The sequence below is a fragment of the Rhizobium sp. AG855 genome, assembly GCF_003610655.1.
In the GTDB taxonomy this organism is placed as follows: domain Bacteria; phylum Pseudomonadota; class Alphaproteobacteria; order Rhizobiales; family Rhizobiaceae; genus Allorhizobium; species Allorhizobium wuzhouense.
Genome location: NZ_RAQG01000003.1, coordinates 248,054 through 273,949 on the forward strand (window position 1 = coordinate 248,054; position 25,896 = coordinate 273,949).

A 25,896-nucleotide genomic window follows, 5' to 3' on the forward strand; every position below is an offset into this window, starting at 1 on the left:
GGCAGGTCAGAGTTCCAGTGCGTCCTTGAGCGTTCGCACCTCTGCCACCGAGAGGTCAAGGTCGGCTTCGATGTGGTCGATATGGTGCAGCATCAGCCCGGTCGCGTGTTCCACGTCGCCGCGTTCCAGCGCGTTCAGGATCTCGTCGTGCTCGTCATGGCCGCAGCTGGAGACGCCGGTGCGGCCATAAAGCGCGATGACGAGGGAGGAACGGGCCACCAGTTCGTCCATGAATTTTTCCAGCACCTGGTTTCCGGCGACCTTGGCCAGCATCAGGTGGAAATCGCCGGATGCCTTGATCTCTGCTCTGCGGGCGGATGCGCCGCGTTCGGCGCGATAGCGGGCTTCTTCCTTCAGATGCTCGCGAAAGGCTGCGATCTCTTCGGCCGTGATCCGTTCGGACGCGGCCGCAATGATGCCGGCCTCGATCAGGCGTCGGGAGGCGAAGACCTGACGGGCCTCCTCGGTGCTCGGATTGGAGACGAAGGCGCCGCGATTGCGCTCGGTGCGGACAAGCCCCTCGAAGGCCAGCATCTGCAGGGCATCGCGCACCACCGTGCGGCTGACGTCGAACAACGTGCCGACCTCCGCTTCCGACAATTTCGTGCCGGGCGCCAAGCGACGGTCGACGATCGCATCGCGCAGCGCATCCCGGATCGCGCGGGCGCGGTCTTCCTGGTTCGGGTCGAGATGTCGGCGCAACGAGTTCTTCGCGTTCATGGGTCCATTCCGCTGTCGTTCTTTCTTTTAGCCAGCATGTCGGGCGAGGGGAAGGCCACGAAAAATATTGCGGCACTAGATTGCATACAATCTCATATATCGATTGGCCTCAATCGACTAATTCGTGTGCATGCATTCGTGCAGGCTGCACATTGATGCAGCGACACAATATTCCATCCCTGACAATTCAATGGTTTGGCTGGCCGCTGCGCAATTGGCACGGCTTATGCATCGTCTACGGCAGCAGAAGGAGCCGTCATGACGAAAGCCGCCGAGATCGAACTTGCAGCCGTCTCCAAGGTCTATGGCAACGCCACGGCCGTGCATGCCATCAGTCTCAAGGTCCCGGCCGGCACCTACTGCTGCCTGTTGGGCCCCTCCGGCTGCGGCAAGACGTCGACGCTTCGGATGATCGCGGGCCATGAGAGTGTCTCGTCCGGCGACGTGATCTTCGGCAATGCCAATGTCACCGATCTGCCGCCGGCCAGCCGGGGAACGGCGATGATGTTCCAGTCCTATGCGCTCTTCCCGCATCTCGATCTTGTCGACAATGTTGCCTTCAGTTTGAAGATGAAGGGTGTCGACAAGGACACCCGGCGCCGCGAGGCGATGGAGATGCTGAAGCTGATGCAGCTGGAGCCCTATGCCAGCCGTCGGCCGGCGCAGCTCTCGGGTGGCCAGCAGCAGCGCGTGGCGCTGGCCCGCGCACTGATTACCAAGCCCGAGGCGCTGCTGCTCGACGAGCCGCTCTCGGCGCTCGATCCCTTTCTCAAGATCCGCATGCGGGCGGAGTTGAAGAAGCTGCAGACGACGCTCGGCATCACCTTCGTGCACGTGACCCATAGCCAGGAAGAGGCGATGGCCCTGGCAGACCTCATCGTCGTGATGAACGAGGGTCGTATCGAGCAGGCGGCGACGCCGCGCACGGTGTTTGAAAAGCCGGCCACCGGTTTTGTTGCCCGCTTCATGGGGGATCACAATGTGCTTTCCGGTCGGATCGTCGCGCCCGAGGCGGATGGGCTCTTCATCGAGGTGGTCGGTGGCGGGCGCTTCTATGCCGGCGGCACCGCACCCGCAGAGCAAGACACGGCCGAGATCGCCATCCGCACCGACCATGTCCGGATCGGTCCGGCCTCGGTCGCGGGGCTCGGCTTCGATGGCATTGTCTCCAATGTCGAATATCTCGGCGCCAAGGTGAAACTGACCGTCACCACGGCCTTCACCGATGAATTTACCGCCGTCCTCAGCGACGCGGCCTTTTTCGCTTCGCCGGTGAAGGTCGGCGAGGGCGTGACCCTGTCATGGGACAAGCAGGATTCGATCGTCCTCGGACGTGTCGAGAAGTGAAGCCAAAACCAATAAAACCAGGAGAACAGCAATGACTGCCAGCAAGAAGACCCCCAAGGGCGTTTCGCGCCGCACATTTCTGAAAACGGCCTCTGCCGCAGCCGGCCTCGCCGCCGGTTCCGGTGCCATCACCGGCTTCCCGACCATCTGGGCCCAGTCGAACATTACGCTCCGCCAGTTCGGCACCGGCGTGTCGAACATCAATGCGATTGCCGAGCAGTGCAAGAAGGACCTCGGCATCACGCTTGAAATGACCGCGACCGATTCCGACGCTGCTGCCCAGCGCGCCGTGACCCAGCCGAACTCCTATGACATCGCCGACATCGAATACTGGATCCTGAAGAAGGTCTATCCGACCGGCGTGATCCAGCCGATGGAAACGAAGAAGCTCAAATATTACGACAAGGTTGTGCCGCTGTTCAAAACCGGCAAGCTGCTGCCCGACAGCGTGATTGCGCAGGGCACCGCGCCGCACACCGTGGGTTATGTCGAGAGCAAGGACGCCAAGACCTTTGCCTCCGGCGAAACCGAACTCTTCACGATGATGCCGACGATCTACAATGCCGACACACTCGGCATCCGTCCTGATCTCGTCGGTCGCGAGATCACCTCCTGGGCCGACATCATGGATCCGGCCTTCAAGGGCAAGACCTCGATTCTCAACATTCCCAGCATCGGCATCATGGATGCCGCGATGATCTGCGAAGCCATGGGCATCATCAAATATGCCGACAAGGGCAATATGACGAAGGCCGAGATCGACACGACGATCGACTTCCTCATCAAGGCCAAGCAGGACGGCCAGTTCCGCGCCTTCTGGAAGTCGTTCGACGAGTCGGTCAACCTGATGGCCTCGGGCGAAGTCGTCATCCAGTCGATGTGGTCGCCGGCCGTTGCCGCCGTCCGTTCCAAGGGCATCGCCTGCAAGTATCAGCCGCTCAAGGAAGGCTATCGCTCGTGGGGCGGCGGTCTTGGTCTCGCAGCCCATCTCGAGGGTGCACAGCTCGATGCCGCCTATGAATACATCAACTGGTACACGTCCGGCTGGGTCGGCGGCTATCTCAACCGCCAGGGCTACTACTCGGCCTGCATGGAAACTGCCAAGGGCTTCATGACACCGGACGAATGGGGCTACTGGATCGAGGGCAAGTCCGCGACGGGCGACATCATGTCTCCGGAAGGCAAGGTCATGGAGAAGGCCGGCGCTATCCGCGACGGCGGCTCCTTCGAAGAGCGCATGGGCAAGGTCGCCTGCTGGAACTCGGTCATGGACGAAGACCGCTACATGGTCCGCCGCTGGAACGAGTTCATCGCGGCTTGATCTTACTGCGGTCGCCCGCCCCTCATCCCCCTGCCGGGACCTTCTCCCCGCAAGCGGGGAGAAGGGGGAGCCGCGACCGTGCCACAAGTGTCTTCTCCCCGCTTGCGGGGAGAAGGTGGCGGCAGCCGGATGAGGGGCAACTCTCTCGGTCCGCACTTTCCCGCAGCGATTGGAGACCTAACGACATGGTAGAAGTCCGATTTCTGGGCGTCGGCGCGCCGAAGCCGAAACGCGTGATCCGTGTGCCGCTCGGGCTTGTCTCCTATCTGCAGGCAACGCCGCTGGCGCTGATCCTCGGCTGCTTCCTGCTGCTGCCGATCCTGATGATCGCAACGGTGTCCTTCTGGGACTACGACTTCGCCCAGATGTATCCCGACTTTGTCACCTTCAACTATACGGAGACGCTGGGCTCCTGGGTGACCTGGAAGACCTATCTCAACACCTTGAAATTCGCCTTCATCGTCTGGACGATCACGCTGTTCGTGGGCTTCTGGGTCGCCTATTTCCTCGCCTTCCACGTGCGGACGTCCGCCATGCAGAGCGTACTCTTTCTCGTCTGCACCGTACCCTTCCTGACGTCGAACATCATCCGCATGATCTCCTGGATCCCGGTGCTCGGGCGCAACGGGTTGATCAATTCGGCGCTGGTCAGTGCCGGCATCGTGCCGCAGCCGATCGAGTGGCTGCTCTATTCCGATTTCGCCGTGGTGCTCGCCATGGTGCATCTCTACACGCTGTTCATGGTCACCCCGATCTTCAACACGATGATGCGCATCGACCGGTCGCTTCTGGAAGCCGCACGCGATGCCGGGGCCAGCGGCTGGCAGATCCTGACCAATGTCATCCTGCCGCTCTCCAAGCCCGGCATGGCGATCGGCACCATTTTCGTCGTGACACTGGTCATGGCCGATTTCTCCACGGTGCAGGTCATGTCCGGCGGCCAGAGCGCGTCCGTTGCGCTGATGATGAAGAACCAGATGTCGCTGCTGCAATATCCGGCCGCTGCCGCCAATGCCGTGGTGCTCCTGATCCTCGTGTTGCTGATGGTCGCGGCGATCCTGCGCGTCGTCGATATCCGGAAGGAGCTCTGAGATGCATTCCGACAAGCGCCCCCGCGAATTCTATATTCTCGCCGCCTTTTTCGCGCTCTTCGTGCTCTTCCTCTATGGGCCGCTGTCGGCCATCGTCATCTTGTCCTTCCAGGGGCCGAATGGCGGTTTGACCTTCCCGCTCAACGGCGTGTCCCTGCACTGGTTCGCCAATCTGTTCGAGACGCAGGCGGTGGGTGATTTCGGCGGCTCGTTCCGCCGCTCCTTTGTGCTCGGCCTGATGGTCATGATCGTCACCGTCGTCGTCTCGCTGCTGGCTGGCCTTGCCTTCCGCCGCAAATTCGTCGGGGCAACGCCACTCTTCTATCTCTCGGTCGCCAGCCTCGTCGTGCCGTCGATCATCATCTCGCTCGGCATCGGCGTGTTGTTTAGCCAGCTCGGTTTCCAGCCCGCCTGGTACACCTCCGGCTTTGGTGCGCATCTCACCTGGACGCTACCCTTCGGCGTCTTGATCATGTTCGCCATCTTCAACCGCTTTTCACCCTCATACGAAGAAGCGGCCCGAGACCTCGGCGCCACCTCCTGGCAGACCTTCCGGCATGTGGTGCTGCCGATGATCGCACCGCCACTGATCGGCGTCGGGCTCTTCGGCTTCACCCTCTCCTATGACGAATTCGCCCGCACGCTGATGACGTCGGGCACCTACAACACGCTGCCGCTCGAGATCTACGGCATGACGACCAATGTCACGACACCCGTCCTCTATGCGCTCGGCACGGTCACCACGCTGTTTTCGCTGCTGGTCATCGGCGGCACGCTTGGCCTCATCGTCGCGATGAACCGCCGCAGAAGCCAGGGCTGAGTTGCATGAAAATCGCCGTCATCAATCCGAACACCACCGCCAGCATGACCGCGACCATCGCGGACGCCGCGCGGCGGGTGGCGCATGCGGATACCGAAATTGAGGCAATCACCTCGTCCATGGGCCCGGTCTCGATCGAAGGCTATTACGACGAGGTCTTTGCCATTCCAGGACTTCTGGCGGAGATCGCCAAGGCTGAGCGCGCGGGGGCGGATGCAATCGTGATTGCCTGCTTCGACGACACCGGTCTCGATGCCGCCCGTGCACTCGCCTCGATCCCGGTGATTGGGATCTGCGAGGCGGCTGTTTCCGCCACCGCCTTCATCGCCCAGCGGTTTTCGATCGTGACCACCATGGAGCGGTCGCGGCTGCCGGTCGAACATCTCGTGCTTCGCTACGGCATGGGCTCTCGCTGCAAGGTGCGGGCGGCGGATGTGCCGGTGTTGTCGCTCGAAGACCCGAATTCGAATGCCCGCGACCGGCTGCGCAGCGAAATCTCTGCGGCGCTGAAGGACGACAAGGCAGAGGCGATCGTGCTCGGCTGTGCCGGCATGGCGGACCTGACGGCTGCGCTGAGGCTGGAATTCGGTGTTCCCGTCGTCGATGGCGTTGCTGCGGCGGTCAAGCAGGCGGAAGCGCTGGTGGCGCTGGGGCTTTCGACAGCCAAGCGCGGCGCCTATGCGACGCCGGTGCGCAAGCCCTATCACGGTGACCTCGCGCGCTTTTCGCCGGAAGCCATGGGCGTATGAGCATGACGGGTGATGTGCAGATCCGCGTGCTGACGCTAAGCGAGGTTGAGGACCTCATCGACTGGGCGGCACTGGAGGGCTGGAATCCGGGGCATGGTGATGCCGCAGCTTTCCGCGCAGCAGACCCTGATGGTTTCATCGGCTGTTTCGTCGACGGGCGGTTCGCGGCCGGAATTTCCGCCGTGCGCTACGGGACCGGTTTCGGTTTCATCGGTCTTTATATCTGCCACCCGGATTTTCGAGGACGTGGTCTCGGTCGGCTGGTTTGGGATGCCGGCATGGCGCATCTCAGTGGTCGGGTGATCGGACTCGACGGCGTGGTCGAGCAGCAGGCGAATTATGGTCGCATGGGTTTTGTGCCGGCCTATGACACGGTGCGCTGGAGCATCGAGCGCGTGCCGGCCATGACGCGAGCCGATGCCGCCTGCCATGCTGCAGGCGAGAGGGATATCGCCGACATTCTCGCCTTCGATCGCAACTTCTTTCCGGAGAGGCGGGACGATTTCCTCAGCATCTGGCTTCAACCGCCGCGCCGTGCCTTCATCTGCCGCCGGCAGGGTGCGGTGGCGGGCTATGCGGTGGTTCGCCCCTGCCGCAGTGGTCACAAGATCGGGCCGCTCTTTGCCGTCGATGGGAGAACGGCCGAGGATCTCTTGAAGGTCTGCCTGGCAAATCTGACGGGTGCGGAGATCCATCTGGATGTGCCCGGCTATCAGCAAGGCTTCCGCTATCTGCTGGAACGTCTGGGGTTCAAGCCGGGCTTCCAGACGGCGCGCATGTATCGTGGCCAGCCACCCGTGCTGCAAAACGCCGGCGTTTACGCGATCACGACGCTGGAGCTCGGCTGATCCTTAGTCCGACATGCCGGATGGCGAAGCCGTGGGCAGCATGCCGCGATAGATGCCGGGTGAGGACCCCTCGATCGGGATCGCTCCAACACTGCGCTGGTAGAAGTCCACCGGACCGGCACCGCCGATAATGGCATAGCCATAGCCCTGGTCGCGCATGTCGAGCAGGGTTCGCAACAAAAGCGCATGACCGATCCCCTTGCCGCGCGCGGTCTCATCCACGCCCGTCGGGCCGAAGAAGCCTTTCATCGTGGCATCGTGGCAGGCAAAACCGAGGAGCATTTCGTGGTCATGGGCAATCCAGCAGGTGACCGGCTGGCGCAGGATGGCGGCTGTTGCCTCATCGACCCATCCCTCGCCGAAGCGGGGGCGGATCCAATCGCATATGGCGCTGCGTTCCGGCACCAATGCGCGGCGCAGGGTAATGCCTTGATCGGCCATGCGTTTGTCGAGCGCCGCGTCCTGGGCCAGGTCATAGAGCTTCACCAGCATATCGGAGGCCATGTCAGATCTCCTGATGCTCAGCCGCAAAGCCTAGGCCGAGGATGGCAGCGCCAATCAGACCGGGCTCGACCCGGCAGGTCGCGGGCACCACGATCGGATGGGCGAACTTGCGCAATATGCGGCGTCTGAGCGCCACATCGATCGCCGAGATGAGGGCCGGCACGTTGGACAGCCCGCCACCGACGGGCAGGATGGTCGTGCCGGTCACGTTGACCACCATGGACAGGGCATCGGTCAAGATATCGACATAGACGTCGATGGTGCGGGCCGCAGGTCTGTCACCGCTCTGCCAATCGGCGAGAATGTCCTCGCTTGTGCGCGTTTCGCCATGCAGTTCGCGGTGCAGCTTCTCCAGGCCGCGCGCACTGCAGATCGCGTCGATGCAGCCGACCTGGCCGCAGCCACACTTAAAACGGGGAATCCGGACCGGCGGTGTCCCGGCTTCATTGGCCTGGACGGGGCCGTGGCCCCATTCGCCGGCGAAGCCGCCATTGCTGTTGATTAGTTTGCCGTCAATCACGAGGCCCCCGCCGACGCCGGTGCCGAGGATGATGCCGAAGACAACCCGGTGGCCGCGTGCAGCCCCAATGCCGGCTTCAGCCAAGACGAAACAGTCGGCGTCATTGGCCACCACGACGGGAAGTCCCAGAGCGCGCTCGAGGTCTGCCTGCAGAGGCCGGCCATGGACGCAAGGGATATTGGCCACGACTGCGTTTGACGTGTCCGGATCGATCACGCCAGCAATCGACAGCGCAACACAGTCCGGGCGCTTGCCGGCCTGTGCTTCCGCTTCCGTGATGACGGTCGAGAGGGTCGCCACGAAGGCATCGAAATCATGGAGCGGCGTCGGCTGGCGCGGGAAGGGGCGGATGTCATCGGGGGAATAGGCGACCGCGCCCTTGATCGCGGTGCCGCCGATGTCGAAGCAGACGATCATGCGGTGGCCCTGTCCCGACGGCTCGCGGTATCGTAGACGCAGGTTCCGCCAATCCAGGTGGACGAGAGGTCGAGATCCCCGTCGAGCAGGACGAAATCGGCCCGTTTGCCGGGCTCCAGCGCTCCCCTGTCGCCGGCACCAATTGCTTCGGCCGGATAGACTGTGGCCATGCGCAACGCCTCCTCGAGTGGCAGGCCGAGATTTTCGTGGACGAACCGAATGCACGACAGCATGTCGATATCGGCGCCGGCGAGGGTGCCATCGGCCAATGTCAATCGACCATCGCGGCGATAGACGGCCCGGCCGTTGAGGTCGAAGCCGGTCTCGTTTGTGCCGATGGTCGACATGGCGTCGGTTACCAGGAAGATGTGGGCCGGCCCCTGCTTGGCGGCGAGCGCGATATGCATGCTGACCGGATCGACATGATAGCCGTCGGCGATCAGGCCGCAATGCAGGGCCGGTGAGGAGAGTGCTGCGCCGACGAGGCCCGGCTCACGATTGCCGAGCTGGCTCATGGCATTGAACAGATGGGTGACCATGACGGCGCCTGCTTCGACATAAGGCGCGACGCCGGCACACGGGGTATCGGTGTGCCCAAGGCTGACGCGGTAGCCGGCGTCTGTGAGACGCTTCACCTGCTCGGGCGTCACGCTTTCCGGGGCAATCGTGATCATGGCAAGGCCATAGCTCCCGGCCACGCTTTCGAGATAAGCGAGATCGGCCTCGGTCATCGGGCGGATGAGGGCCGGGTCATGGGTGCCCTTGCGCGCCACCGAGAGATGCGGGCCTTCGAGATGCAGGCCGAGATAGCCGGGCAGCGCGTGGGCGGCGGCCTCTTTGCCTGATGCAATCGCCGTCCGCTTGAGTTCCGGACGGTCGGTGATGAAGGTGACCATCAGGGCTGTGGTGCCATAGCGGGCATGGGCCTCGCAGATGGTGCGAATGCCGGCTTCGGTCGGATCGTTGTTGAACAGCGCGCCGCCGCCGCCATTCACCTGCAAATCGATGAAGCCGGGCGCGATCAGGGCAGCGGGCGGGCCGGAGCGCGGCATGCCGGCCGGCACATCCGCCTGGGAGACGATTGCGCGGATCTTCTCGCCCTCCACCACGAGGGCTGCATCGGCATGCATGCGTTTGCCGTCAAAGATGCGGCTTGCGGTGACGGCAAAGGCTGATGTCATTGAGTCTCGGTTACCTTTTTCAGCGCGACGGGCTTGTCCGGGTTGAAACCCCGGGCGCGCGACAGGGATTCGATGAAGCCATAATAGGGCACGATCAGCGCGAGCGCATCTGTGATCGGATGACCGGTTGCGACGAAGGGCAGACGATGGCCGCCCTCACCAAGTCCTGACGTGATGTAGCAGGCGGCATTGCCGGCCGAGAGTTTCGAGACGGTCTGTACGATCGAGGCTTCCGCCTTGTCGCGGGCGGCAAACGCGACCACCGGAAAGTCCCGCCCGACGATGGAAACAGGGCCGTGCAAAACTTCCGCCGAGGAATAGGCCTCGGCATGCAGCTCGCAGGTTTCCTTGCATTTGAGGGCGGCCTCGGCAGCGATCGCAAGGGCGGGGCCTCGGCCCAGCATATAGAGCGAATCCGCTGTCGAGAGTGGCTGAAGAAGCGGGCTCCAGTCGAGTGCGAGTGCCTTGTCGAGATGGTCGGGAAGCGAGGCTACGGCGCCCTCCAGGTCTTTGTCCTCAGTCCAGGCCGCAATGATCGCAAGGCCTGCGACGATCGAATTGACGAAAGATTTGGTCGCGGCGACCGCAATTTCCGGGCCTGCCATGATGTCGATCGCGTGGGTTGCGGCATCGGCCAGCGGCGAGGGGAGGGTGTTGACGAGGCTGATGGTCGTCGCGCCGCCGTCGCGCGCGCCCTTTGCCATGGCGACGATATCGGGGCTTGCCCCCGACTGCGAGACGGCGAAGGCCGCCGCATTGCCGAGCTTCATCGGACGCTCATAGATCGAGGCGAGCGAAGGGCCGAGAGAGGCGACGGGCAGGCCCAACTGTAGCTCGATGGCGTATTTCAGGAAGAATGCTGCGTGGTCCGAAGAGCCGCGCGCGATGGTGACGACGACGGAGGGATCCTTTTCGCGCAGCCCCTTGGCGCAATGCGCGATGATCGAGGCGGAGGTGTCGAGGAGGCGAGCGGCGGCTGCCGGAATCTCGTTGATCTCCTCTCGCATTTTCGTCGTCATGTCTTTGCTTTCGGTTATTTGGCGTGTGGTGTCTCGGGGATCAGGTCGGTTGCTTCATCGGCGAGCCGATGCCGAGTTCGGCGACGAGGTCATAGGCGTCGCTGCGATAAAGGGCGGTCGACATTTCCATGACGCGCCCGCTTTCCAGATAGGCGATACGCTGCACCGACAGGGCGGCAGATCCCGGTGGCACACCGAGCAGCCTGGTCTCTTCGTCCTTCAGCAGGACGGCGGAGATCCGTTGATTGGCGCGGACAGGCCGGATGCCCGCATCCAGCAGGCAGAGATAGAGTGAATCCTCGATCTTGCCGGGATCGGGCAGCAGGTCGTCCGGCAGGCTGGTGCGTTCGAGCGCAATCGGCATGTCGTTGGCGGTGCGCAGGCGGTCAAGACGGGCCACGCGGGCGCCGCCTGCCAGACCCAGCATCATGGTTTCCTCGGCCGTCGGATAGAACAGACCACGACCCAGCCAGCGGGAACCGGCCACCATGCCGCGGCGGCGCATGTCCTCGGTGAAGGAGGTCAACTGGCTGAGCGGCTGCTGCATGCGCTGAACGGGCTTGACGACAAAGGTGCCCGAGCCGCGCCGGCGCACCAGCAGACCTTCGCTCACCAGTTCGTCGATGGCCTTGCGCACCGTCACCCGGCTGATGTCGGCCGCCTCTGCAATATCTCGCTCGGCCGGCAAGGCATCTCCGTGCTTGAGGCGTCCGGAGGCCACGGCATGCTCGATCATCATGCGGAGCTTCACATAGAGTGGGCCGCCGCGCATGGACTGAAGTTCACTCAAGGGAAGTGCTGCATTCATGCCAAGCGTCCATCCTGGCGATTGCCGGTGGGCAGGCGGCGTCTGAGGCCGGATGCGCAGATGTCGTTTGGCATGGTGTGTCCCGTGATCCTTCTCAAAAACAATACCAACTCAAAACCTATTTCGCAAATGGTTTTGAAAATTGCGACGGAAGCCGGCTGAATTTTCGAATTTCTGCAGAAATGCCAAGTGTTTGCAGGATTTTGGCCGATTTTGGCGAAATTGGCTTTACGATTGGACTTTGTTTGGTATTGTAAATTAACGAATGGATTGATGGGGCGCCGCCATCGTTCTCTCGTCATCCCTTCCGTCAGCGGGCGGATGGAGCGGGGGAGGCTTGGCGCAGCATCATCGTCTATTTTTGTACTGGTCTGAAAATCATTTTCACAGTGAAGCGTAATTTTGCGCGATCTGTTGACGATATTGGTTTTTTGACGCAGTCTGCGAAAAATAATTACGGAAGCAGGGGAATTGCCATGAAGGTCGCCATAATCGGACTCGGATTCCGTCTCGGATATCTGGGTCGGGTGTTCCGGGAGCTCGATCCGAGCTTCGAGATCGTCGGTTATGTGGATCCTGCGCCTGCCGGAATGGCGACCTTGACCGAAAACGGCATTTCCGCCGGCGCAGCCTATGAAACACCTGAAGCCCTGGTTGCCGCTGGCGGTTTCGACCTGCTGATGATCGGTTCGCCCAATCACATGCATCTCGATCATATCCGTCTCGGGCTCGAGGCCGGCCTCACGGTGTTCACGGAAAAGCCGATCGTGACCAGCGTCGAGGAGAGCTATGCGCTTGCCTCGCTGCTCCACACCTATGGCCATGACCGGCTGCTGGTTGGTCTCGTCCTGCGCTATTCGCCACTCTACCGCGACCTGCGCAAGGCGCAGGACGAGGGTCGTCTCGGTGAAGTCGTCTCGATCGAGGCTTCCGAACATATCCAGCCGTATCACGGCGCTTTCTTCATGCGCGACTGGCGCCGTTATGGCCGCTATGCCGGCGGCTTCATGCTGGAAAAGTGCTGCCACGACCTCGATCTCTACAACGGTCTGGTCGGTGCACGGCCGCGTTTCGTTGCCAGTTTCGGTGGCCGCAAGAGCTTTGTCCCGGCCAATGCCCCGCAAAACTCCGGTATCAACGATATGGAAGTCTATCACCGCAAGCCGAGCGGCTGGGAGGGCTCCGACAAGGTGTTCGACAGCGATGGCGATATCGTCGATTACCAGACTGCGATCGTCGAATACGAGAACGGCGTGTCGATGACCTTCCACACCAATCTCAATGTGCCCGACGAATTCCGCCGTTTCTGCGTGATCGGCTCGAAGGGCATGGCGGAGGGCGATTTCGTCCGCGGTTTCATGGATGTGCATGATGCCCGCACCAATGAGAAGGTCGTCGCCAATACCTATCAGGCACCGTCTGTGCATTCCCACCACTACGGTGCCGACGAGCAGATGGCCGAAGACGTGATCGCCTTTGTTCAGACGGGTGCCAAGCAGCCCGTTTCGGCGATCGATGCGCTGGAAGCCGGCATCCTGGCGCTCGCCATGGACGATGCCCGTTTCGGCCGCAAGGTCGTCGATCTCCAGCCTGTCTGGGAGAAGTTCGATACTTGCCTGCATGGTGCGCCAGGTGCCATGCGCGCCCGGTCGGCTTAAGGGAGCGGTCGGATGCAAGCTCGCCGTAGCGCTATCCTGTTTGCCTGGCTGCTGATTGCGCCGGCCCTTCTCTATATCACTGTCATCGTCGCCTACCCGTTGGTCGATACCTTCATTCTCTCCTTCACCGATGCGTCGCTGAAGAAGACGACCAACTGGGTCGGCTGGGTCAACTACGAGAAGATCTTCAACGACACTTTCGGCACCGTCATCGTCCGCACCTTCATCTGGACCTTCTTCTCGGTGTCGATCAAGATGATCATCGGGACGTTCGGGGCGGCCATGCTGAACTCGGCGGTCCCGGGCCGGACCCTCTTCCGCATCCTGACCATGCCGCCATGGATTGTGCCGATGGCGATTGGCATCTTCATGTGGGGCTGGATGTATAACGGCCAGTTCGGCATGATTTCCGGCGTTCTGCAGCGCATGGGCGTGGTCGATGGCCCCGTTGCCTTCCTCGCCTACGGATCGACTGCTTTCTGGGCGACGGTCTTCACCGATGTGTGGATCGGCGTGCCCATGGTGACGCTCTACATGATGGCTGCCATGCAGGCGATCCCGCAGGATCTTTACGAGGCCGCCTGGACCGATGGTGCCGGCCGCGCCTACCGCTTCCGTCGCATCACCTTGCCGATGATCCTGCCGGCGATGATCACGATGTCGATGATTTCGCTGATTTCGACCTTCAATTCCTTCGATATCATCTGGATTCTGACGCGCGGTGGCCCGAGCGGTGAAACCACCACGATGATCATCGACACCTATCATACGGCGATCGGCTCAAAGAAATACGGCGAAGGCGCTGCCCGCGCGGTGCTGATCTGTATCTTCCTGTCGATCTTCTGCGTCGCCTATTTCCGCGTCACGAGCCGTCTTTCTCAGGAGCCAGCCCGATGAGCTACGACAAGACAGCCCTGATCAACCGCTACAAGTGGTATGAACTCGTCGGTATCTATGCCGGGATCGCGGTGTTTCTCACCTTTGTTCTGGCACCTTTCGTCGAAGGCTTCCTGGTCTCCCTGAAGCCGCTCAGTCAGCTCTTCTCATCGCCTTATCGCTTCTGGCCGGAGAACGGATCGTTCGACGCCTATGTCACCATGTGGGACAGCGTTCCGGGTTTTGCGCGCTACATCTTCAACTCGTTCTTCATCTCGACGGTCGCCACCGTCATCGTCCTGATCCTGGTTGTGCCGGCAGCCTATGCGTTCGCCCGTTTCGAATTCAAGGGCAGCGGCCAGCTGCTTGGCGCCTTCCTTGCCGTCAATATGTTCTCCGGCGCCGTTTTGCTCATCCCGCTCTTCCGCCTGATGCGCTCGTTCGGCGTGCTCAATACCTATTTCGCCATGATCGTTCCGGGTGTGGCCTTCCTCATCCCGACGGCGATCTGGCTGCTCCGTACCTATATGATGCGCATTCCGCGCGAGCTGGAAGAGGCGGCCTATGTCGATGGCGCTGGCTATTTCTACACTTTCCGGCGCGTGGTCCTGCCGCTCGCCACGCCGGGCATTGCCGTGGTCGCCATCACGACCTTCATCGGCGCCTATGCCCAGCAATTCATCTTCGCGCTCACCTTCAACTCCAAGACGGAATACATGCCGTTGCCGATCGGGTTGTTCGCCTATTTCGGCCGGCAGGAAGTCATCTGGAACGAGTTGATGGCCGCAAGCTTCGTCGGCATTGCACCGGCGATGATCGTGATCTTCTTCCTGCAGCGCTACCTCGTCAGCGGCCTGACCGCCGGGGCGATCAAATGAGCTGCCAATAAAATTCGGGCCAACCGGACGCTTCAACCTGTCAACAAAGGGGAATTACCGATGACGAAAAAACTGACCATGCTTGCAGGATCGTTTGTCCTGCTGGCCAGCTCGGCACTCACCACGCTGGCTGCCGACCAGGAGATCTCCTGGATCTATTGCGGTGACAAGATCGACCCGATCCATGAGAAGTACATCAAGGAATGGGAAGGCAAGAACGAAGGCTGGAAGGTCACGCCCGAAGTCGTCGGTTGGGAACAGTGCCAGGACAAGGCAACGACGCTCGCCGTCGCCGGCACACCTGTTGCCATGGCCTATGTCGGTTCGCGCACGCTGAAGGAATTCGCCCAGAACGACCTGATCGTTCCGGTTCCGATGACGGATGAGGAAAAGGCTTCCTACTATCCGAACATCGTCGACACCGTGACCTTCGAGGACACGCAGTGGGGCGTTCCGATCGCGTTTTCGACCAAGGCGCTCTACTGGAACAAGGACCTGTTCAAGGCTGCCGGCCTCGACCCGGAAACCCCGCCGAAGACCTGGGCTGAAGAAATCGCCTTCGCCAAGCAGATCAAGGAAAAGACTGGCACTGCCGGTTACGGCCTGCCGGCCAAGACCTTCGACAACACCATGCACCAGTTCATGCATTGGGTTTACACCAACAATGGCAAGGTCATCGACGGCGACAAGATCGTCATCGACAGCCCGGAAGTGCTGGCAGCCCTGCAGGCCTACAAGGACATCACGCCTTACTCCGTCGAAGGTGCGACTGCCTATGAGCAGAACGAAATCCGCGCCATCTTCCTCGACGGCAAGGTCGGCATGATCCAGGCCGGCTCGGGCGCTGCTGCCCGTCTGAAGGAAACCAAGATCAACTGGGGTGTCGCCGCTCTGCCGCTCGGCCCATCCGCCAAGGGTGAAGGCACGCTGCTGATCACCGACAGCCTGGCCGTGTTCAAGGGTTCGGGCGTCGAGGAAAAGGCAACCGAATTCGCCAAGTACATCACCTCGACCGACATCCAGCACGAATACGAACTGCAGGGAGGCGCCGGCCTCACCCCGCTTCGTCCGGGCCCGGTTGTCGACGAGTTCGTCAAGGCAGACCCGTCGTGGAAGCCGTTTATCGACGGCATCGCCTTTGGTGGACCCGAGCCGCTCTTCACCGACTACAAGGGCTTCCAGAACGTCATGATCGAAATGGTCCAGTCGGTTGTCACCGGCAAGGCCGAACCGGCCGATGCCCTGAAGAAGGCTGCTGGCGAACTCGAGCAGTACAAATAATCTCGGCAAACCGAGGCTCCGCGGGCCGGTTTCGGCCCGCGGTTTTCGATTGATGATGAACTTGCCGGTCCAGTTGTTGGCCGGCACGCGGGGACAGAAGTCGTGGGTCAGCTATTTCTCAACAAGGTGCGAAAGTCGTTCGGACATTTCGAGGTGATCAAGGGGGTCAACCTCGAGGTGAATGACGGCGAGTTCGTCGTCTTTGTCGGCCCCTCGGGCTGTGGCAAGTCCACGCTTTTGAGGATGATCGCGGGTCTTGATGACACCACCGACGGCGACCTCGTCATTGACGGTGAGCGGGTCAACGACAAGCCGCCGGTCGAGCGCGGCATCGCCATGGTCTTCCAGTCCTATGCGCTCTATCCGCATATGTCCGTCTTCGAGAACATCGCGTTCCCGCTGCGTGTCGAGAAGCTTCCCGAAGAGACCATCCGGCAGAAGGTCGGCGCGGTTGCCAAGATCCTGCAGCTCGAGCAGCGCCTTCAGCAGCGCCCCGGCATGTTGTCGGGCGGCCAGCGCCAGCGCGTTGCAATCGGTCGTGCCATCGTGCGCGAGCCGAAGATTTTCCTGTTCGACGAGCCGCTGTCGAACCTTGATGCGGCCCTTCGCGCCGACATGCGCATCGAACTGACCAAGCTGCACCGCGACCTGCAGGCGACGATGATCTATGTGACCCATGACCAGATCGAAGCCATGACCATGGCTGACCGGATCGTGGTGTTGAATGCCGGCCATATCGCCCAGGTGGGGGCTCCGCTCGAACTCTATCACAAGCCGCAGAACACCTTCGTTGCGGGCTTCATCGGCAATCCCAAGATGAATTTCGTGCCGGTGACCTGCGTCGGTGTCGAGGCGAATGGCGTGACCATTTCTTACGAGGGCCAGACGGCACTGATCCCGGTCGATGGCCGTTCCGATCTCATCGGAAAGCCCCTGACACTCGGCATTCGCCCCGAGCATACGCGCCTCAGCGATGGCGACATCAATATCATGGTCACGCCCGCCGTCATCGAGCGGCTTGGCATCAACACGATCGCCTATGCGGCGCTTCCCAATGGCGAACCCTATTGCGCGCTTCTGCCGGGCTCGGCGCCGGTCAGAGCAGAACAGCCGATGACGACAGGCATCATGGCGGCGGATTGCCACCTTTTCGACGCTGACGGCCAGGCGCTTGAGCGTCGGATCGACTGGCGCACGCTCGACCTCCCGGCATCGGTCACCGCTGCCGAATAAGTCTCCTCCCGGCCAAGGCCACGCCTGGTCCGCCCTTCGGGCGGACCTTTTTTGTGGGCGGATGGGGGCGGCGTTAATCCGGGAAACCGTCGAATTGCGGGAGATCGTCGAGGATGTCGTACCAGGGCGCTTTCGAGCCGACGAAAATGTGCATAGAAGGTTTCATCGACGGCGGATCGATCAAGGTCCCCATCGGCACATGCACTTTAACCGTGCCCTTCTCCGCAATCCAGGAATAGACGAGCGAGCCGCAGGTTCGGCAATGCATGTCGTGGATGCCGTCGGGATCGCCATGGCGGAAGAGGCTTTCCCGTCCCTCCGTCACCTCGAAATCCTCTACCGCGACGCCGGCAATCGGCTTGAAGGCCGCGCCGGTCGTTCGGCGGCATTTCGAGCAGTGGCAGTTGAGCGCGTAGAGGAACCGGTCCGCCACCGTGTATGTGACGGCGCCGCACATGCAGCCGCCGCGCAGCCGCCGCAATCCCTGCAACTGCTGGTGCTCAGTCATGATTGTCTCCCATATCGAGACAAAGGATCTCGCTGTGGGAGCACTATGCTGCCGAGCGAATGTCCGTCGCCGCGAAATCTTTACCCTTGAACAGCAGCAGTTCGTCCAGATCCTTGGCAAGAGCGTAGGCGAAGCAGTCGCCGAAATTCAAGCCGGCTTTGTGCCGGCCCTTGCCGAAATCGAGAAATGCCTGCCGGGCGAGATTGCCCTGCTCGACGGTTACCGGCTCGATGATGATTGCTGCACGGCGGATGAAGGTATCGACCTGCCGCGTTCCGTTGGGCCCGAGCTGCTTTTCAATCACCATGGATAGTTCGAGATAGTTTGCCACGCTCATCCGCGTTGTTGCCGCGCCGTGGATCCGTTGCGTGAAATCGGTAGCCTCCGGTTCGCCATAGAAAATCGCGACCATGGCCGATGTGTCCACGATCATTTCGGCAGGCCATCTGCGTCATAGAGCAGATCGGCGTGATCGGCGTAAGGCTGCTTGAGGTGCGCTGCGGCCCGGTTCGCGATCGTCAAAAGCTCGTCGATGGAAGCCTTGCCTTTCTGCTTCTCAATTTGCGCGTAGCGCTCGCGAAGAGCATCGGTGACAACACGGCTCATGCTCTGCCCGGTGGCTGCGGCGATCGCCTGAGCGAGGCGATGCGCTTCGGGATCCTTTATGTTGAGACTCATGGCGCATCACTCCATTCTACCAAGGTGGCGAGAGTTCTACCATTCTAGTCGACTTCCTGGCTGTTTCAAAGCGTCGACGTGGCGGCTGCAGATTCCTCGGCGAGAGAACTTGCACAGGGCGCCTGACGGCTCCGCCTCAGGAGATTTTGCGCCGAGTTACTACCAGACCAGCCCACGGGCCGCGACCTCTTCCACGCGGGTGACGAACCCGTCGCGGTGGAAGGTCATGATGTCGAAGAGGTTGGAGACGACGCAGGTGTGGTTCGGGATGATCCGGACCTTGTCGCCGATCTCAGGGCGACGTCCGCTCACCTTCGACAGATCTACCGTGCCGTGTTCTTCCGAGAGCCCGCTGATGACCGCTTCCGGATAGTCGACGATCATCCCGTAGTCGGAAAAGCCGAGGAGGTCGGAGGTGAGTGCCTTGGAACCGGCATCGAGAATGGCCCGGTCCGGGGTTGGCCGAGACACGACGGTGGCCAGGATGTGCATGGCGCAGTCATCGAGGCTGCAGTGGCCCGAGCGTGCCATGGCGCGGTCGTTATAGACATAGGTGCCGGCGCGATGTTCGGTCGCCGTGGTCACCTTGTGGGCCGAAAAAAGGCTCGGGGTGCCACCGTTCGAGACGATCGGGCAGGGGATGCCACGGGCGGAGAGGCCCGCGATCGTTGCTGCAAAGAAGGCTTCGACAGCGTCTTCGCTGCCGGCCTTGGGATAGGTCAGGATGCCCCCGAAGGTCAGCCCTGGGGCTGCCGCAATCATCTCGGCAAGCGCGATGGCCGCTTCCGGAGACTGCACGCCGCAGCGTCCGCCACCCGTGTCGCATTCGACGAGAACGGTCAGCGGGCGCGATTGCGAAAAGGCGCAGGAGAGACCGCGAACGGTGATTTCGCTGTCGGCCACGACCTTCAGGCCCGATATGCGCGTATTCAGGTCGACGAGGCGCTTGTGCTTTTCGCTGCCGAGAATGTTGAATGTGATCAGCAGGTCTTCGAAGCCGGCATCGGCGAAAACTTCGGCTTCCGTGATCTTCTGGCAGTTGATGCCTTTGGCACCGGTCGCAACCTGCCGGGCAGCGATGGCCGGGATCTTGTGCGTCTTGATGTGCGGGCGAAAGGCGATGCCGTGTCCGTCCATATAGGACTGGACACGGGCGATGTTGGCCTCGAGCTTCGTCTCGTCGATCAGCGGCAGGGGCGTGGAGAGGTCCCGGATGGGCTGGCCGACCTGCGGGCGCGGGGCGGGAAGGGGATAGGTCATCAGGCAGCCTCGCTGTCTTCAGGCGCGCCATGCGGATCGGCCATGATCGGCCAGATGTCGCGACGCACGTGGCGGTAGGCCGTCTTGGCCGGATTGTTGGGATAGGGCGAGCCGGCCGCGCAGTAAAGGATCTCGGAGGCGATCTTGGAAAAGGCCGCGTAGAAGTGGTTGGTCGACTTGATGACCAGCATATGTTTCGTGGTCGGGTCGATGCCGAGCGCGGTGAAGAGCGAGGGGTCATAGCTCTGCACGCGCACGCTCGACAGCACGATGTCGATGCCGGCGAACTGGATATGGGCGGCATCGCCGAAGGGGGCGATGCTGTCGCCGAAGCGCATCTCGGCGGCGGGCACCACCTTCATCACCTTCACCAGCCCGTCGACCGGGTTGCCTGTGCCGGGCGCCGATTTCGCGCCGAAGCGCAGCGGGATCTCGGCGCCTTCGCCGGCTGCCATGCAGATCTGCACGGCGATCGGGTCCCAGATCATGCCGACTGCCGCGTTTGTAACACGACGCGCCAGCATTTCCTCGAGGATGACGGTCGCATCGCCCGCCGTGCCGCCACCGGGATTGTCCCACATGTCGGCGATGACGACCGGACCTTTCTTGATGGCGAGCGCCTGATCGAGCGCGGACTTCTCATCGATCTGCGGCATCATGAAGGTGCCGCGCTTGGAGAACAGCTCAAGCCCCAGTTCCCGGGCAAGTGCCTCGCCCTTGGCTTTGTTGCCGTCGGTCACGGCGATGGTTTTCGTCCCCATTTCCGGAACATCGCCGGCCATGAATCCATGGATGACGGAGAGAGAAAGGACATCGGCTTCTGCCGCTTCGATGGCCATAAGCCTGTCAACAAAGCTGCGCATCGGCTCGCGCGATGTCGGGAAGACGTCGATCATCCGGCAGTCGAACACCGACATGACCGGCTTGACGCGGCCCTCCAGCGTGTCGACGGCAATGCGCCAGAGATCTTCGGCACGGTCAACGAAGTCGGTGTGCGGGAATTCCTTGAAGACAACGAAGAAATCTGCGGCGGCAACCCGCTTTGCGGTCAGGTGGCTGTGCGGATCGAGTTCGGCGCAGAGCAGGATGTCGGGGCCGATGATGTCCCGGATACGTGTCAGCAGATCGCCTTCAGGATCCATATAGCCGTCAGCGACCATGGCGCCATGCAGACCGAGCGCGACCGCATCGACCGGCATGGCGGCCTTCAACTGATCGAGGATCTCGTCGCGCAGTCCCTCATAGGTCTGGCGGTTGACCAGACCTGCCGGATCCGCCCATGTCGCGGTTCCCTCGATCAGCGTCCAACCCTTCTGGGCACAGACCTTGCGGCCCACGGTGATCGGCGCGGTGCAGAGAGTCGGGGTTGCCGGGTGCTGTCCGGGGGCGGCGTAGAGCGATTCCTCGAAGGCGCGCCGGTCAATGCAGATCGGGGAAAAGGTGTTGGTTTCCGTTGCAAGCGCTGCAGTGAAGATGCGCAAGGGTCGACCTCCGGGTGGGATGGACGTGGCAGCCTTTACAGCGTGCCCATCGGATTGGGCAGATAGCCGGTAAAGCCGGAGATTTTCCAGTGCCCCTCGTGCAGGCGGCAATAATAGAGTGTCTGCCAGCGCATGACATCCAGCGTGCCGTCCGCCTTCTTGATGCCGCCGTCGAACTTCTTGCGCACGAGCGCCGTCTCACCGGAGATTTCAATCTCTTCCAGGGTGGTCGTGGTAAAAATCGCCGTGCGCGGGTCTTCGCCATAGGTTCCTGCGGCGAAGTCCTTGGCCTGGTTCAGCCATTCGTCGCGATAGGCGGCAAGATTGGGGAAGGCAAGGCGCCAGTTGTCGGGGTTCGGGTCGCGATTGCCGCTGATGCCGATGAAGCCTTCCTCCACGAAATCGCCTGCCACCATGCTCCAGTCTGCCGCGAGAAAAGCATCGATGTCGCGCGGTACCAGCATCTCCCAGATCGCGTGGCGGGCGGTGTCGGATGTCGGGAATGGATTGAGAAAAGGATCGCGCATTTCATCCCTGCCTTTAAATTCTTTTCATGAATTCCGATTTTGTCTGGTCAAAATCCGTTTTCTGTGGTGGTTTGTCAACGATTGACGAAAATAATTTGCATAAGAGGGCCTGATGACGATCAAGCGTTACGGTGCGGAAAAGGCGGGAGCGGGCGGCCAGAGGCTGCCGTTTGCGCGGGCGGTCGAGGCCGATGGCTGGCTGCATGTCTCGGGCCAGGTCGCAATGGAAGACGGAGAGATCATCCCGGGCGGCATCATCGAACAGACCCACAAGACCATCGCCAATGTCCTCGCCATTCTCGACGAGGCCGGATACGGCGTCGAGCATGTGGTGCGCTGCGGCGTGTGGCTCGACGATCCCCGCGATTTCTGGACCTTCAACAAGATCTACCAGCAGTATTTCGGTGAACACCCGCCGGCACGTGCCTGCGTGCAGGCCTCGATGATGGTCGATTGCAAGGTCGAGATTGACTGCATAGCTTACAAACCCTCGAAATAGCTGAGGGATAACGGCATTGGATATCTTCGCGCGCATACAGGATGAGGCGGGGCAGTTTTCTGCCTCGGAACAACGCATCGCGGATATCTTGGTCAACTCCTTCGATTTCGCGGTCAATGCCTCGATCATCGAACTTGCGGAGAGGGCCGAGGTGTCGCCGCCGACGGTGACGCGTTTTTGCCGGCGGCTCGGCTGCAACAGTTTTGCCGATTTCAAGGTCAATCTCGCCCGCACGGCTTATGTCGGGGTGCGTTATCTCAATCCGGAAACGAAAAGCACCGATCCGGCTGATGTCGCAACCGACGTGATCACGAAGGCGCAGAATGCGCTTTTCATGCTGCATCGGTCGCTCGATGCCGACATTCTCGACAAGGTGGCCGACCGGCTGTCGCGTGCCGAGATGGTCTATGCCTTCGGCTCGGGTGGCAATTCCTCGATGATCGCAAGCGAGATCCAGAACCGGCTCTTCCGGCTGGGATCACGGGTCACAGCCTCCAACGACCATGCCATGCAGCTGATGTTGACGGCGGCGGCGCGGTCGAACGATGTGCTGATCGGCTCTTCTTTTTCCGGGCGCAATGCGGAACTGGTCAAGTGTTTCGCGCTCGCCCGCGAGAACGGCATCACCACGATCGCCCTGACGCAGAGCGACAGTATCGTCGCTCAGGCGGCCGAACTGGTGATCGGCATCGATCTGCCGGAAGGCGACAACATCTTCCGGCCGACCTCGACGCGCTTTGCCTATCTGGCGGTCGTCGATGCCATTGCCAGCCTCGTCGCCTATCGCAATCGCAAGCAGTCGCTGGTGACGCTGCGCCATATCAAGCAACAGCTGGTCGAGCATCGCGATGGCGGAGACGACCGGCAACTTCTCGGAGACTGACCTTCATGCCGATCGCCTGCCCCACCTGTTTGACAGGAGCCCTGTCGTGAAGTCGTCGGTCGCGGTTGTGACGGGGGCGGCCGGAGATATCGGGCGGGCGATCGCAAAGCGGCTCGCCGATAATCACGATGTCGTCGTGCTGCTCGATCTGGACGGAAACGCCGCCGCGGAGGTCGCGTCTGGCCTCGGGCCGGTCGAGCATTTCGTTGCGATGGCCTGTGATGTGACGAGCGAGGCCGACCTCGCTCGCACCGCCGCGCGCGTCGCGGACCTGGGTCTGGTGAAGACACTCGTCAACAATGCGGGTGCGGCGCGGGCCGTCAGTCTTGGCGATACCGATGGCGAGATCTGGCGCAAGGACAATGCGCTCAATCTCGAGGCGCCGTTCCTGTGTTTCCGCGCTTTCGAGGCCGCGCTCAAAGTGAGCCAGGGCGCGCTCGTCAACATCTCCTCGGTCAATGGCATGGCCGTCTTCGGCCATCCGGCCTATAGCGCCGCCAAGGCCGGTCTCATTCATCTGACCAAGCTGATCGCGGTCGAATACGGCAAGTTCGGCATCCGCTCGAATGCGGTTGCGCCCGGCACCGTGCGAACGCAGGCCTGGGAGGCGCGTGCCGCTGCCAATCCGCAAGTCTTCGAAGAGGCGAAGCGCTGGTATGCCTTGCGGCGGATCGCGACGGCCGAGGATGTTGCCAATGCCGTCTACTTCCTTGCGAGCGACCAGGCGGCCGCGATCACCGGCGTTTGTCTTCCGGTCGATTGCGGGCTGACCGCCGGCCAGGCCGAGCTCGCGCGCACGTTCTCCCAGTCCGACCATTATTGATCCTTGTAACGCCAGGAGCATTCCCCATGGCAACAGCCGTTCAGTTCCGCCTCGAAAACGCGTGGCATCCTGTGGAGGGTGACGACTGCGGCGCCTTCGTCTTCACGCTCGTCAATCTTTCCGATGTGGCGCTTGTCGATTTCAAGCTGGCCTACACATCGCTCACGCGCGTGAAAGACACGCAGGAGCCGATCGTCGAAAACGCCGTCTTCCTCAAACGCAACGCCAACTTCCACCAGTTTGCGCCGCCGGCCGGTTTCGTGCTCGAGCCCGGTGCCGCCTGGACCTTCCGGGTTGGTGGTCTCTGGCGCGCAGCCAAGCACCGGACGGACGGGGCGAAGTCCGCCTATCTGACACTTCCCACGGGGCAGCATGCGGCCGTCGCCGTAGCGGACCTGATGCTGGGCGGTGGCAACAGCGCGCCCCCGCCGCCGCTGTTGCCCGAGGGGCATGTCACCCAACCCTTCGCCATGCTGCCTTGGCCGGCTTCTGCCGAGCTTGTGGCTGGTGAAGGTTTTCCGGTCGCGCTCTATCCTGCCGGCGGTGCTTCGCTCGTCGAGCTGCGCGCCGTCGAAAACGTGCTGCGTCTCTTCTGCCGTCTGTTTGCCGTTGGTCATGCGCCGCTGTCGCTGGCACCTGTCCATCAGGGCCGGTCGATTTCCTTCCGCGCGGATGACAGCCTCGGCGCGTCTGCCTATCAGTTGGCCTTTGCCGCCGATGGCATCACGCTCGCCTATGGTGATGTCGCCGGCCTGCAATATGCGCTGACGCTGCTTGCCCAGATGCTGCATGGCGCCCGGACCCAGCCAGGCACGTTCCGGTTCCCGGTCTCCGGCTCCATTGCGGACCAGCCACGCTACGACTGGCGCGGCTGCCATCTCGATGTGTCGCGCCAGTTCTACCCGGTCTCTGACGTCAAGCGGCTGATCGATATCCTCGCCTGGTTCCGGATGAACACGTTCCACTGGCATCTGTCCGATGACGAAGCCTGGCGCCTGGAGATCAGGGCTTTCCCGCAGCTCACCACCATTGGTGTCCTGCGCGGGCCGGACGAGCCGCTGCTGCCGCAGCTCGGCAATGGAGCGGAGCCGGTTGGCGGCTTCTACGCCCAGGACGAGGTTCGCGATATCGTCGCCCATGCCGCTGCCCTTCAGGTCGAAGTCGTTCCCGAGATCGACATTCCCGGCCACAGCACGGCCATGCTCGTCGCATTGCCGGAGCTTGTCGACGGTCAGGAAGCGCCGGACAGCTATCGTTCTGTCCAGGGCTATCCCAACAACGCGCTGAATCCTGCGATCGAATACACCTACGAGGTGCTGGGCAAGGTCTTCGACGAGATGGTGGAGCTCTTCCCCTCCAGCCTCATCCATATCGGCGGTGACGAGGTGGCTGCCAACACCTGGATGGCGTCGCCGCTCGCGCGCAAACTGATGGAGCAGGAAGGCATCGAGGGCACCTTCGGGCTGCAGAGCTATTTCATGAAGCGCATCCAGAAGATGCTCGCCGAGCGTGGCCGCAAGCTCGCCGGTTGGGACGAGGTCAGCCATGGCGGCGGCGTCGATCCCGACGGCACGTTGCTGATGGCCTGGCAGAAGCCGGAAGTCGGGCTGGACCTAGCGCGTCAGGGCTACGACGTCGTGATGACACCGGGACAGGCCTATTATCTCGACATGGTGCAGGACGAGTCCTTCCAGGAGCCGGGTGGCAGCTGGGCCGGGACCGTGCCGCCCAAACATACCTACACCTATGAGGCGGTCGCCGAGTTCCCGGCAGAACTTGCGCCGCGCATGCGGGGTGTCCAAGCGTGCATCTGGTCGGAGCATTTCCTCACCCGCGACTACTTCAACCATCTTGTCTTCCCGCGCTTGCCGGCCATTGCCGAGGCCGCCTGGACACCGAAGGACAACAAGGACTGGCTGCGTTTTGCCGCCATTGTCCGCCTGAGCCCCCGCTACTGAGGTATCAA

General features: G+C 61.9%; 27 protein-coding genes. 15 read left to right on the top strand and 12 right to left on the bottom strand.

Features of this window, described 5'->3' with window-relative positions:
- Positions 1-6 precede the first annotated feature (6 nt).
- Positions 7-720, bottom strand: coding sequence for a GntR family transcriptional regulator (locus tag DFO46_RS01160; protein ID WP_120276048.1), 714 nt, complete (start codon positions 718-720; stop codon positions 7-9).
- A 258-nt stretch (positions 721-978) separates the two neighbouring features.
- Between DFO46_RS01160 and DFO46_RS01165 the strand changes: the two genes are divergently transcribed.
- From DFO46_RS01165 to DFO46_RS01190, 6 genes are all read left to right on the top strand, one after another.
- Entirely contained in the window at positions 979-2,067 is a 1,089-nt protein-coding gene (locus DFO46_RS01165; protein ID WP_120276049.1) for an ABC transporter ATP-binding protein, read from the top strand.
- Positions 2,068-2,098: 31 nt separating this feature from the next.
- The gene (locus DFO46_RS01170) at positions 2,099-3,388 is read left to right on the top strand and encodes a PotD/PotF family extracellular solute-binding protein (RefSeq protein ID WP_120276050.1); all 1,290 of its coding nucleotides are present in this window, start codon (positions 2,099-2,101) and stop codon (positions 3,386-3,388) included.
- A 185-nt stretch (positions 3,389-3,573) separates the two neighbouring features.
- Positions 3,574-4,479 (top strand): ABC transporter permease, encoded by a 906-nt coding sequence (locus DFO46_RS01175; protein ID WP_120276051.1) that lies wholly within the window; start codon positions 3,574-3,576, stop codon positions 4,477-4,479.
- 1 nt (position 4,480) lies between these two features.
- Positions 4,481-5,299 carry an ABC transporter permease gene (locus tag DFO46_RS01180; protein ID WP_120276052.1) on the top strand — a complete coding sequence of 273 codons (819 nt, stop codon included), beginning with the start codon at positions 4,481-4,483 and terminating at the stop codon, positions 5,297-5,299.
- Between the two features lie 5 nt (positions 5,300-5,304).
- On the top strand, positions 5,305-6,048 hold the full coding sequence (locus tag DFO46_RS01185) for an aspartate/glutamate racemase family protein (protein ID WP_120276053.1): 744 nt from the start codon (positions 5,305-5,307) through the stop codon (positions 6,046-6,048).
- The gene (locus DFO46_RS01190; RefSeq protein ID WP_120276054.1) at positions 6,045-6,896 is read left to right on the top strand and encodes a GNAT family N-acetyltransferase; all 852 of its coding nucleotides are present in this window, start codon (positions 6,045-6,047) and stop codon (positions 6,894-6,896) included. Before DFO46_RS01185 ends, DFO46_RS01190 begins: the two co-directional genes overlap by 4 nt.
- Before the next feature lie 3 nt (positions 6,897-6,899).
- On the opposite strand, the gene DFO46_RS01195 is transcribed toward DFO46_RS01190, so the two are convergent.
- From DFO46_RS01195 to DFO46_RS01215, 5 genes are read right to left on the bottom strand one after another with little or no spacing between them, the layout of a single operon-like run.
- Positions 6,900-7,400, bottom strand: coding sequence for a GNAT family N-acetyltransferase (locus DFO46_RS01195; protein ID WP_110792506.1), 501 nt, complete (start codon positions 7,398-7,400; stop codon positions 6,900-6,902).
- A gap of 1 nt (position 7,401) precedes the next feature.
- On the bottom strand, positions 7,402-8,337 hold the full coding sequence (locus DFO46_RS01200; RefSeq protein ID WP_110792507.1) for an ROK family protein: 936 nt from the start codon (positions 8,335-8,337) through the stop codon (positions 7,402-7,404).
- Entirely contained in the window at positions 8,334-9,518 is a 1,185-nt protein-coding gene (nagA, locus tag DFO46_RS01205; protein WP_120276055.1) for an N-acetylglucosamine-6-phosphate deacetylase, read from the bottom strand. Before nagA ends, DFO46_RS01200 begins: the two co-directional genes overlap by 4 nt.
- Positions 9,515-10,537 carry an SIS domain-containing protein gene (locus DFO46_RS01210; RefSeq protein WP_120276056.1) on the bottom strand — a complete coding sequence of 341 codons (1,023 nt, stop codon included), beginning with the start codon at positions 10,535-10,537 and terminating at the stop codon, positions 9,515-9,517. Before DFO46_RS01210 ends, nagA begins: the two co-directional genes overlap by 4 nt.
- A 40-nt stretch (positions 10,538-10,577) precedes the next feature.
- The gene (locus tag DFO46_RS01215) at positions 10,578-11,345 is read right to left on the bottom strand and encodes a GntR family transcriptional regulator (protein ID WP_110792510.1); all 768 of its coding nucleotides are present in this window, start codon (positions 11,343-11,345) and stop codon (positions 10,578-10,580) included.
- 476 nt (positions 11,346-11,821) lie between these two features.
- Between DFO46_RS01215 and DFO46_RS01220 the strand changes: the two genes are divergently transcribed.
- The 5 genes from DFO46_RS01220 (at position 11,822) to ugpC (ending at position 17,271) form a co-directional block, all read left to right on the top strand.
- Positions 11,822-13,003, top strand: a complete 1,182-nt coding sequence (locus tag DFO46_RS01220; RefSeq protein ID WP_120276057.1) for a Gfo/Idh/MocA family oxidoreductase — start codon at positions 11,822-11,824, stop codon at positions 13,001-13,003.
- A 12-nt stretch (positions 13,004-13,015) separates the two neighbouring features.
- On the top strand, positions 13,016-13,900 hold the full coding sequence (locus tag DFO46_RS01225) for a sugar ABC transporter permease (protein ID WP_110792512.1): 885 nt from the start codon (positions 13,016-13,018) through the stop codon (positions 13,898-13,900).
- Positions 13,897-14,757: a carbohydrate ABC transporter permease gene (locus DFO46_RS01230; protein ID WP_120276058.1), complete on the top strand. Its 861-nt coding sequence runs from the start codon at positions 13,897-13,899 to the stop codon at positions 14,755-14,757. The genes DFO46_RS01225 and DFO46_RS01230 overlap by 4 nt, the downstream gene beginning before the upstream one ends.
- 60 nt (positions 14,758-14,817) lie before the next feature.
- A complete protein-coding gene (locus tag DFO46_RS01235; protein ID WP_120276059.1) occupies positions 14,818-16,038 on the top strand; it encodes an extracellular solute-binding protein in 1,221 nt (406 codons plus the stop codon).
- A gap of 102 nt (positions 16,039-16,140) precedes the next feature.
- On the top strand, positions 16,141-17,271 hold the full coding sequence (gene ugpC, locus DFO46_RS01240; protein WP_120276060.1) for a sn-glycerol-3-phosphate ABC transporter ATP-binding protein UgpC: 1,131 nt from the start codon (positions 16,141-16,143) through the stop codon (positions 17,269-17,271).
- A gap of 73 nt (positions 17,272-17,344) precedes the next feature.
- On the opposite strand, the gene DFO46_RS01245 is transcribed toward ugpC, so the two are convergent.
- From DFO46_RS01245 to DFO46_RS01270, 6 genes are all read right to left on the bottom strand, one after another.
- A complete protein-coding gene (locus DFO46_RS01245; protein WP_120276061.1) occupies positions 17,345-17,779 on the bottom strand; it encodes a GFA family protein in 435 nt (144 codons plus the stop codon).
- A gap of 43 nt (positions 17,780-17,822) precedes the next feature.
- A complete protein-coding gene (locus tag DFO46_RS01250) occupies positions 17,823-18,212 on the bottom strand; it encodes a type II toxin-antitoxin system VapC family toxin (RefSeq protein ID WP_120276062.1) in 390 nt (129 codons plus the stop codon).
- Entirely contained in the window at positions 18,209-18,457 is a 249-nt protein-coding gene (locus DFO46_RS01255) for a type II toxin-antitoxin system VapB family antitoxin (protein ID WP_110792518.1), read from the bottom strand. The genes DFO46_RS01250 and DFO46_RS01255 overlap by 4 nt, the downstream gene beginning before the upstream one ends.
- 159 nt (positions 18,458-18,616) lie before the next feature.
- Positions 18,617-19,717, bottom strand: coding sequence for a D-TA family PLP-dependent enzyme (locus tag DFO46_RS01260; protein WP_120276063.1), 1,101 nt, complete (start codon positions 19,715-19,717; stop codon positions 18,617-18,619).
- Positions 19,717-21,198 (bottom strand): M81 family metallopeptidase, encoded by a 1,482-nt coding sequence (locus DFO46_RS01265; protein ID WP_120276064.1) that lies wholly within the window; start codon positions 21,196-21,198, stop codon positions 19,717-19,719. Before DFO46_RS01265 ends, DFO46_RS01260 begins: the two co-directional genes overlap by 1 nt.
- Positions 21,199-21,233: 35 nt before the next feature.
- Positions 21,234-21,725, bottom strand: a complete 492-nt coding sequence (locus tag DFO46_RS01270; protein WP_120276065.1) for a hypothetical protein — start codon at positions 21,723-21,725, stop codon at positions 21,234-21,236.
- Between the two features lie 112 nt (positions 21,726-21,837).
- On the opposite strand from DFO46_RS01270, the gene DFO46_RS01275 reads away from it, so the two are divergent.
- Genes DFO46_RS01275 through DFO46_RS01290 form a run of 4 tightly spaced genes read left to right on the top strand, consistent with a single transcriptional unit; the run spans position 21,838 to position 25,888 of the window.
- Complete coding sequence (locus tag DFO46_RS01275; RefSeq protein ID WP_110792522.1) at positions 21,838-22,224, top strand: RidA family protein; 387 nt, start codon at positions 21,838-21,840, stop codon at positions 22,222-22,224.
- A gap of 16 nt (positions 22,225-22,240) precedes the next feature.
- Positions 22,241-23,107 (top strand): MurR/RpiR family transcriptional regulator, encoded by an 867-nt coding sequence (locus tag DFO46_RS01280; protein WP_110792523.1) that lies wholly within the window; start codon positions 22,241-22,243, stop codon positions 23,105-23,107.
- A 46-nt stretch (positions 23,108-23,153) separates the two neighbouring features.
- A complete protein-coding gene (locus DFO46_RS01285) occupies positions 23,154-23,930 on the top strand; it encodes an SDR family oxidoreductase (protein WP_120278094.1) in 777 nt (258 codons plus the stop codon).
- Positions 23,931-23,956: 26 nt separating this feature from the next.
- Positions 23,957-25,888 (top strand): family 20 glycosylhydrolase, encoded by a 1,932-nt coding sequence (locus DFO46_RS01290; RefSeq protein WP_120276066.1) that lies wholly within the window; start codon positions 23,957-23,959, stop codon positions 25,886-25,888.
- The last annotated feature ends 8 nt before the right edge of the window (positions 25,889-25,896 follow it).

Excerpts from the sequence above, each read along its gene's own strand:
- DFO46_RS01175 (WP_120276051.1), top strand. The coding sequence starts at position 3,574 with ATGGTAGAAGTCCGATTTCTGGGCGTCGGCGCGCCGAAGCCGAAACGC.
- DFO46_RS01270 (WP_120276065.1), bottom strand. The coding sequence starts at position 21,725 with ATGCGCGATCCTTTTCTCAATCCATTCCCGACATCCGACACCGCCCGC.
- DFO46_RS01190 (WP_120276054.1), top strand. The coding sequence starts at position 6,045 with ATGAGCATGACGGGTGATGTGCAGATCCGCGTGCTGACGCTAAGCGAG.
- DFO46_RS01275 (WP_110792522.1), top strand. The coding sequence starts at position 21,838 with ATGACGATCAAGCGTTACGGTGCGGAAAAGGCGGGAGCGGGCGGCCAG.
- DFO46_RS01165 (WP_120276049.1), top strand. The coding sequence starts at position 979 with ATGACGAAAGCCGCCGAGATCGAACTTGCAGCCGTCTCCAAGGTCTAT.
- DFO46_RS01260 (WP_120276063.1), bottom strand. The coding sequence starts at position 19,717 with ATGACCTATCCCCTTCCCGCCCCGCGCCCGCAGGTCGGCCAGCCCATC.
- nagA (WP_120276055.1), bottom strand. The coding sequence starts at position 9,518 with ATGACATCAGCCTTTGCCGTCACCGCAAGCCGCATCTTTGACGGCAAA.
- DFO46_RS01220 (WP_120276057.1), top strand. The coding sequence starts at position 11,822 with ATGAAGGTCGCCATAATCGGACTCGGATTCCGTCTCGGATATCTGGGT.
- DFO46_RS01225 (WP_110792512.1), top strand. The coding sequence starts at position 13,016 with ATGCAAGCTCGCCGTAGCGCTATCCTGTTTGCCTGGCTGCTGATTGCG.
- DFO46_RS01235 (WP_120276059.1), top strand. The coding sequence starts at position 14,818 with ATGACGAAAAAACTGACCATGCTTGCAGGATCGTTTGTCCTGCTGGCC.
- DFO46_RS01245 (WP_120276061.1), bottom strand. The coding sequence starts at position 17,779 with ATGACTGAGCACCAGCAGTTGCAGGGATTGCGGCGGCTGCGCGGCGGC.
- DFO46_RS01290 (WP_120276066.1), top strand. The coding sequence starts at position 23,957 with ATGGCAACAGCCGTTCAGTTCCGCCTCGAAAACGCGTGGCATCCTGTG.
- DFO46_RS01255 (WP_110792518.1), bottom strand. The coding sequence starts at position 18,457 with ATGAGTCTCAACATAAAGGATCCCGAAGCGCATCGCCTCGCTCAGGCG.
- DFO46_RS01170 (WP_120276050.1), top strand. The coding sequence starts at position 2,099 with ATGACTGCCAGCAAGAAGACCCCCAAGGGCGTTTCGCGCCGCACATTT.
- DFO46_RS01195 (WP_110792506.1), bottom strand. The coding sequence starts at position 7,400 with ATGGCCTCCGATATGCTGGTGAAGCTCTATGACCTGGCCCAGGACGCG.
- DFO46_RS01215 (WP_110792510.1), bottom strand. The coding sequence starts at position 11,345 with ATGAATGCAGCACTTCCCTTGAGTGAACTTCAGTCCATGCGCGGCGGC.
- DFO46_RS01210 (WP_120276056.1), bottom strand. The coding sequence starts at position 10,537 with ATGACGACGAAAATGCGAGAGGAGATCAACGAGATTCCGGCAGCCGCC.
- DFO46_RS01250 (WP_120276062.1), bottom strand. The coding sequence starts at position 18,212 with ATGATCGTGGACACATCGGCCATGGTCGCGATTTTCTATGGCGAACCG.
- DFO46_RS01160 (WP_120276048.1), bottom strand. The coding sequence starts at position 720 with ATGAACGCGAAGAACTCGTTGCGCCGACATCTCGACCCGAACCAGGAA.
- DFO46_RS01185 (WP_120276053.1), top strand. The coding sequence starts at position 5,305 with ATGAAAATCGCCGTCATCAATCCGAACACCACCGCCAGCATGACCGCG.
- DFO46_RS01200 (WP_110792507.1), bottom strand. The coding sequence starts at position 8,337 with ATGATCGTCTGCTTCGACATCGGCGGCACCGCGATCAAGGGCGCGGTC.
- DFO46_RS01230 (WP_120276058.1), top strand. The coding sequence starts at position 13,897 with ATGAGCTACGACAAGACAGCCCTGATCAACCGCTACAAGTGGTATGAA.
- DFO46_RS01180 (WP_120276052.1), top strand. The coding sequence starts at position 4,481 with ATGCATTCCGACAAGCGCCCCCGCGAATTCTATATTCTCGCCGCCTTT.